A 6,118-nucleotide genomic window follows, 5' to 3' on the forward strand; every position below is an offset into this window, starting at 1 on the left:
CTCTCCGAAATACTGCACGAGGTTGTAGGTGAAGGAATCGTAGTTGTCGATCATCAGCAGCATGGCAATGCTCCTGCCTCAGTCGAGCGGGCTGTCGAGCCCGGACTGCGCCATCTCCGCCGCACGCAGCACCGCGCGCGCCTTGTTCTGCGTCTCCACCCACTCGGAGAGCGGCACCGAGTCGGCGACGATGCCGGCCCCCGCCTGCACGAAGAGCGTGCCGTCGCGAATCACCGCGGTGCGAATGGCGATCGCGAGATCCATGTTGCCGTCGAAGCCGAGATAGCCCACCGCGCCGGCGTAGATGCCGCGCCGGCTCGGTTCGAGCTCGTCGATGATCTCCATCGCCCGCACCTTCGGCGCGCCGCTCACGGTGCCCGCCGGAAAGGTCGCGCGCAGCACCGCGACCGCATCCATCCCCGGCTTGAGCTCTCCTTCGACATTGGACACGATGTGCATGACGTGCGAGTAGCGCTCGACCACCATGTTGTCGGTCACATGCACGCTGCCCACGCTGGCGACGCGACCGACATCGTTGCGGCCGAGGTCCATCAGCATGAGGTGCTCGGCGCGTTCCTTCGCATCGCCGAGGAGATCGCGTTCGAGCGCGAGGTCCTCGTCACGCGTTTTGCCGCGCGGGCGGGTGCCGGCGATGGGCCGCAGCGTGACCATGCCCTCCTCCAGGCGCACGAGAATCTCGGGCGACGCGCCGACGACATGGAAGGCGCCGAAGTCGAAGTGAAACATGTACGGCGACGGATTGAGCGCACGCAGCGCGCGATACAGGGCAAGCGGTGTCGCGGAGTACGGCATCGAGATGCGCTGCGAGAGCACCACCTGCATGATGTCGCCGTCGAAGATGTAGCGCCGTGCGCGCTCGACCGCGGCCATGAACGCCTCCTGCCCGAACTCGGAGCGCGGCGCGATCGGCGCGGCCGGCCGTTCCTCGGGAACGGCGACCGGTTGCCGCAGCCGGCGAATCAGCGCGACAAGGCGCGCCTGCCCCTTGCGATAGGCATCGGCCTGCGCCGGATCGCAATAGACGACGAGGAAGAGCTTCCCCGACAGATTGTCGAACACGGCAAGCTGATCGGAGAGCAGGAGCAGGATGTCGGGCGTGCCGAGCGCATCCGGTTTCGCCGCGGTCGCGAGCCGGCGCTCGATGAAGCGCACGGTCTCGTAACCGAAGCAGCCGACCAGACCGCCGCAGAAACGCGGCAGGCCGGGCATCGGCGGCGCCCGGTAGCGCGCGCGCACCGCCTGCACGAATTCGAGCGGATCCTCTTCGTGGCTTTCTGCGACGAGTGCGCCGTCGCGATATTCGCGGCAGGCGTTTCCGACGACCTCGAAGCGGGTGTCGGCACGCAGACCGATGAATGAATAGCGCCCCCAGCGCTCCCCTCCCTGCACCGATTCGAGCAGGTAGGTGTAGGGCTCGTTGGCCAGCTTGAGATAGACGGAAAGCGGCGTGTCGAGGTCGGAGAATGTCTCGACCACGAGCGGAATGCGGTTACAACCCTGATCGGCGAGACGCCGGAATTCCTGTTCGGTCACGGAGGGCTCCACAGCAACGGAAAACGGGAGACGGGCGCGTCAGGCGCGCACGCCGGGACGAGTGGCGCGGCGGCGCCAGCTCTCCGCCAGCCGCACGGCCGGCTTCCGCGTCTTCTGTCTGCTGTGGAACACGACTAGAACTTCTGGATGAGGGTTACCGCTTCCTTGAGCGAATCAACTATAGCATCGAACCCGAGCGATCGGACATCGCCGCTCGGCACGTAGCCATAGGTCACGCCCAGTGCAGCACAGCCCGCCTCGTGCGCGGCCTTCCGATCGTTGATCGAATCGCCGATCAGGACGACACGCTCCGGGCGCGCCGAGAAGTAGCCGCAGGCGTAGGTGATCGGCATCGGATCGGGCTTCTTTCGCGGCAGCACGTCGCCGCTGACCACGAGATCGAAATAGGGGGCGAGCCCGGTTTCCGCGAGCAGCGGCAGCGTAAAAATCTCCGGCTTGTTGGTGATGCAGCCCAGGGGGAAGCCCTTCGCCCGGAAGGCATCGAGACCCTCGATCACGCCCGGAAAGGGTCGCGTCTCACGCGCCACGCCCTCCCGGTAGTGATGGTTGAAGATGGGCATGGCGTGGTCGAAGAGTGCCGCCTCGGGTTCGCGCTGCCAGTCCCCGGTGAGCACGCGCTTCACCAGCCGTGCCGCGCCATCGCCGATGAAGGCCCGCACTTCCGGTTCGGAAACCTGCGGCCGGCCGAGGTCGGCGAGCATCAGGTTCGCGGCCCGCGCCAGATCGGGCAGCGTGTCGAGCAGCGTGCCGTCCAGGTCGAAGACGATTGCCCGCGCTGCCAGCGGGAACTTGTGCTGCGTGCCGGCCTGTCCCATCAGCAGACCACCAGTTCGACCTTGGACAACTCGGCACGCAGTTCGCCGATCACGCTGTCGTAGCGATGCGGATCGCTCTTGTTTCCGGCGCCAAACACTGCAGAACCGGCCACGAACGTGTCGGCCCCGGCACGCGCGATCTCGGCGATGTTGTCGACCTTGACGCCGCCGTCGATCTCCAGCCGGATGTCGCGGCCCGAGGCATCGATCCGGCTGCGCACCGCACGCAGCTTGCGCAGCGCCTCCGGGATGAACTTCTGTCCGCCGAAGCCGGGGTTCACCGACATGATGAGCACGAGATCGAGCTTGTCGAGCACGTGGTCGAGGTAACTGAGCGGTGTCGCCGGATTGAAGACGAGGCCGGCGTGACAGCCGTGGTCCTTGATCAGGCTGATGGTGCGGTCGATGTGCTCGGAGGCTTCCGGGTGGAAGCTGATCACGTTGGCACCCGCCTTGGCAAAGTCCGGCACGATGCGATCGACCGGCTTCACCATGAGATGCACATCGATCGTTGCTTTCGTCAGCGGGCGGATCGCCTCGCACACGAGCGGGCCGATGGTCAGGTTCGGGACGTAGTGGTTGTCCATCACGTCGAAGTGAATCCAGTCGGCACCGGCGGCGAGAACGTCGGTCACCTCTTCGCCGAGACGGGCGAAGTCGGCGGACAGGATGCTGGGCGCTATGCGGAAGTTGGCCATGGCAGTCTTCCTTGTGGGGATGGCGGATTCTACGGGAACGCGCCGGGGCGTGGCATCAGACTCCGTGATGACAAGCATCAGCCCGGGGCAGCAGCGCCGCAGCCGACCGCTTGCCTTGCCGCGGCTGACGAAATGGTGTGCAATTGCTGCATGTCCGACCACCGCTACAAGATCACGGTTTCCGCGCGCAGCGCTTATGTTGCGGATCAGTCAGACGAGGACAACGGGCGCTATGTCTTTTCCTACACGATCACCATCACGAATACCGGCAGCGTGCCGGCGCAGCTCGTGAGCCGGCACTGGGTGATCACCGATGCCGACAACGGCGTCCAGGAAGTGCGCGGGCTCGGCGTGGTCGGCGAGCAGCCGTTCCTGCGGCCGAGCGAAAGCTTCGAATACACGAGCGGCGCCGCCATCTCAACTCCGGTCGGCACCATGCGCGGCAGCTATCAGATGGTGGCCGAGGATGGCATCCGCTTCGATGCGCCGATCCCGGAATTCACGCTGAGCGTACCCCGGATCCTGCACTGATCAGCGCGCCGCGAGGCGGGCGCCCGGCGTTTCCTCTGCGCATGTCTCTGCAGACCCGCTGCACGCTGATCGCCCCGCTCTACGACGCGGTGGTGGGATCACCGCTGACACGGGCGCGCCGCGCAAGCCACGCCGCGCTGCCGACCACGGCGTCCGGCACCGTGTTGCCGAGCGGCGTCGGTGCCGGCCTCGACCTGCCCTCCTTCCCGACCCTGCGCCACCGCTATTTCTTCTTGGGCCAAGTCCACCAGACGATGAAGAGCAAGACTCCCACGGCAAGCAACGCTTCGAGCAGCAGCACCCACAGGGATCGATCGCAGAGTCGGAGTGCGGCGAGGTTAGCACGCAGCGCGGACGGCGTCGCCCGGCGAGTCATCGCGGTGCTGTTCGCCGTGGCCATGCTCGCCGGCTGTGCCACCCGGCCGCCGGCCGTGACACCGCCACAACCCGAACCGGGCGCCGCGCCGCGACTGGTGCCGGACCGCTGGTCCAGTCTTCCGGGCTGGCAGACCGATGCGTTCGCAGACGCCTGGCCGGCATTCCTGAAAAGCTGCAGCGTGCTGAAGCGGCGGGACGGCTGGCAGCAGGCGTGCACACGGGCCGCAGCGGTCGACCCGGCCGCTGGCGGCGAGATTCAGTCGTACTTCGAGCAGCAGTTCACGCCGTGGCGAGTGGTGAATGCCGACGCCACCGAGACCGGGCTCATCACCGGCTACTACGAGCCGCTGATCCGCGGCAGCCGCAAGGCGTCGGCGCAGTACCGCTATCCCGTCTACGGCGTGCCCGACGATCTGCTCACGATCGATCTCGGCGAGCAGTACCCGCAGCTCAAGGGGTTGCGCCTGCGCGGCCGGCTGCAGGGACGCAAGGTGGTGCCCTACTACGACCGCCACGACATCGACGCCGGAGTCGCCCCGCTCGCCGGCCGCGAGATCGCCTGGAGCGACGACGCCGTCGACCTGTTCTTCCTGCAGGTGCAGGGGTCCGGACAGGTTCAACTGGAAAACGGCGAACGCCTGCGCATCGGTTACGCAGACCAGAATGGCCATCCCTATCGGTCCATCGGCAGGTGGCTCGTCGATCGCGGCGAGCTGACCGTCGGACAGGCCTCTCTCGAAGGCATCAAGAGCTGGGCGAAGGCCAATCCGGACAAGCTGCCGGAACTCCTCGACCACAACGCGAGCTACGTGTTCTTCCGCGAGTTGCCGCCGAGTGACGACGGTCCCATCGGCGCCATGGGCCTGCCGCTGACCGCGGGGCGCAGCCTCGCCGTCGACCCACGGACGGTGCCGCTCGGTGCGCCGGTGTTTCTCGCCACGACCTACCCGAATACCGAACAACCGCTCGCCCGCCTGATGCTGGCGCAGGACACGGGGGGCGCCATCAAGGGCGGCGTACGCGCCGATTTCTTCTGGGGTTTCGGCGAGGAAGCCGGCCGGCAGGCCGGGCGCATGCGCCAGCAGGGCCGCCTGTGGGTGTTGCTGCCGAACGGTGTCGCACCACCCGCCCGGTGACGGATCAGAGATTGCCGCTGCCGTCGGCGACGAACGTAAGTTCGACCAGCACCTTGCTCTTCACGATGCGCCCGCCCTTGGTTCCGGGGCGGAAGCGCGCAGCGCGCGCGGCGGCAAGCGCGGGCGACGCCAGATCGCCCCGCGCATCGGCATCGAGAACGGACGCATCGATCACCGTCCCGGTCTCGTCGATCGCGAGCCGCAGCACGATCCGCCCTAGCGCTCCGATGGAAGCCACACGCGGCGCACGGATCGGCTTGAGCGGCCGCGGCAGCTCGTCGAGTTCTCGCGCGCTGTACCAGGTGGGATCGCGCGTAACAGTAACCGCTGCCGGAGTTGCGCTGCTGCGGCTCTTTACCGGACTGGGGCTCGAACCCGGTCGGTGCGCGGTCGCCTTCGGCTGAGGCTGCACCCCGGCCCCGTCGCGTGCAGCAGTCGACGTCACCGCGTCGCCGGTGGTTGGAGGTGGCGGGGAGGCCGCGACAGAGGTGCCCGGCATGTCCTCGGTGAGCCGTGCATGCAGAGCAGCCGGGGCGACTCGTCCTTGCCGGGAAGAATCGCTCAGGAGGATGGCGAGAATGCCGTGGAGTATGGCGGAGGCGACCAGCGCCAGCCCGAGGCGGCGAAGACCTGTCGTCGAGCCGGCCGACGCGCAGCGTGTCACGACGACCGGGTGGTGGTGCTGTTACGAGATCAGCAGAGCGACTTGCCTTCCTTCGCGCAGCGCGCATCGGCTTCGTTCATCAGGCGATCGAGCTCTGCCGCGGGCTTGGCGCCCGAGATGCGGGTGCCATCGGCGAGGAACATGGTGGGCGTGGCATTGATGTGCTTCTGCTGGGCGAACGCCGCGATCTTCTCCACCGGGTTCTCGCAGCTCTTCGCCCCGCTCGGCGCGACGTTGTTGAGCATGAGCGCACTCCAGGTCTTCTGGCGGTCGGCGGAACACCAGACCGCTTTCGCCTTCTCGGGCGCGGCCGGATGCAGT

Annotated in this window: 8 protein-coding genes; 2 read left to right on the plus strand and 6 right to left on the minus strand. The window is 67.2% G+C overall.

Annotated features, from left to right (window positions below; genetic code table 11):
• The 4 genes from JNK68_03710 to rpe form a co-directional block, all read right to left on the minus strand.
• Positions 1 to 63, minus strand: a 63-nt coding sequence (locus tag JNK68_03710; protein MBL8539457.1) for an anthranilate/aminodeoxychorismate synthase component II, incomplete at its 3' end; no start/stop codon positions are given.
• 15 nt (positions 64 to 78) lie between these two features.
• Positions 79 to 1,566, minus strand: coding sequence for an anthranilate synthase component I (locus JNK68_03715; GenBank protein MBL8539458.1), 1,488 nt, complete (start codon positions 1,564 to 1,566; stop codon positions 79 to 81).
• A 122-nt stretch (positions 1,567 to 1,688) separates the two neighbouring features.
• Positions 1,689 to 2,390: a phosphoglycolate phosphatase gene (locus JNK68_03720; protein ID MBL8539459.1), complete on the minus strand. Its 702-nt coding sequence runs from the start codon at positions 2,388 to 2,390 to the stop codon at positions 1,689 to 1,691.
• A complete protein-coding gene (rpe, locus tag JNK68_03725; GenBank protein MBL8539460.1) occupies positions 2,390 to 3,088 on the minus strand; it encodes a ribulose-phosphate 3-epimerase in 699 nt (232 codons plus the stop codon). Before rpe ends, JNK68_03720 begins: the two co-directional genes overlap by 1 nt.
• 150 nt (positions 3,089 to 3,238) lie before the next feature.
• Here rpe and apaG point away from each other — a divergent pair, with 150 nt between their 5' ends.
• Together apaG and JNK68_03735 are read left to right on the plus strand one after the other, a co-directional pair.
• Positions 3,239 to 3,619 (plus strand): Co2+/Mg2+ efflux protein ApaG, encoded by a 381-nt coding sequence (gene apaG, locus JNK68_03730; GenBank protein ID MBL8539461.1) that lies wholly within the window; start codon positions 3,239 to 3,241, stop codon positions 3,617 to 3,619.
• Between the two features lie 398 nt (positions 3,620 to 4,017).
• Positions 4,018 to 5,133: an MltA domain-containing protein gene (locus tag JNK68_03735; protein ID MBL8539462.1), complete on the plus strand. Its 1,116-nt coding sequence runs from the start codon at positions 4,018 to 4,020 to the stop codon at positions 5,131 to 5,133.
• Between the two features lie 4 nt (positions 5,134 to 5,137).
• Here the strand turns inward: JNK68_03735 and JNK68_03740 are convergent, their stop codons facing one another.
• Both JNK68_03740 and JNK68_03745 read right to left on the minus strand, forming a co-directional pair.
• A complete protein-coding gene (locus tag JNK68_03740; protein ID MBL8539463.1) occupies positions 5,138 to 5,797 on the minus strand; it encodes a TonB family protein in 660 nt (219 codons plus the stop codon).
• A gap of 29 nt (positions 5,798 to 5,826) precedes the next feature.
• On the minus strand, positions 5,827 to 6,118 hold a 292-nt coding region (locus JNK68_03745), incomplete at its 5' end, for a thioredoxin fold domain-containing protein (protein MBL8539464.1).

The sequence above is a fragment of the Betaproteobacteria bacterium genome (genome assembly GCA_016791345.1).
Classification (GTDB): Bacteria; Pseudomonadota; Gammaproteobacteria; order Burkholderiales; family JAEUMW01; genus JAEUMW01.

Coding starts and splice junctions, on each gene's coding strand:
- JNK68_03720 (MBL8539459.1), bottom strand. CDS start 2,390: ATGGGACAGGCCGGCACGCAGCACAAGTTCCCGCTGGCAGCGCGGGCA.
- rpe (MBL8539460.1), bottom strand. CDS start 3,088: ATGGCCAACTTCCGCATAGCGCCCAGCATCCTGTCCGCCGACTTCGCC.
- apaG (MBL8539461.1), top strand. CDS start 3,239: ATGTCCGACCACCGCTACAAGATCACGGTTTCCGCGCGCAGCGCTTAT.
- JNK68_03735 (MBL8539462.1), top strand. CDS start 4,018: ATGCTCGCCGGCTGTGCCACCCGGCCGCCGGCCGTGACACCGCCACAA.